1 protein-coding gene is annotated in these 506 nt (G+C 48.2%); it reads left to right on the top strand.

Translation table 11 applies throughout. The features are described from left to right. A partial coding sequence (locus R7190_RS31180; RefSeq protein ID WP_318138383.1) for a PDZ domain-containing protein occupies positions 1 to 506 on the top strand: 506 nt, incomplete at both ends.

Here is a 506-nt window from a genome sequence, read left to right as displayed (position 1 = left end):
TGGTGAAGTGACTTCTGAGCTGGCAGAAGCACTGGGTTACGAGTCAAGTAAAGGGGCATTCATCAGCCAAGTTGTGCCCGATAGCGCAGCGGACAAAGCGGGTCTAAAAGCCGGTGATGTGGTTGTCTCAGTAAACGGTAAGTCAATCGACACTTTCTCTGAGTTGCGTGCCAAAGTCGCCACATTAGGAGCGGGTAAAAAGATCACGCTAGGCGTTATTCGTGATGGTAAGAGCAAGTCGTTTGACGTGACTCTTGGCGAGTCCACCAACATGAAAGCCAAAGCGGAAACGTTGCATGAAGGCCTAAAAGGAGCAGAGTTAAGTAACACTACACCAAGTGATGCAATCCAAGGGGTAAAAGTCTCCAGTGTTGCAGAGAATTCACCAGCCGCGCAATACCAGCTAAAACAAGGTGACATCATTATTGGCGTCAATCGTCAACGAGTGAAAGACCTTGCGGAGCTTCGCTCTATTGTTGATAAACACAAAGGTGTGCTTGCACTAA

The organism is Vibrio sp. 1078-1, assembly GCF_033340475.1.
This window is presented reverse-complemented; position numbering and strand designations above follow the sequence as displayed.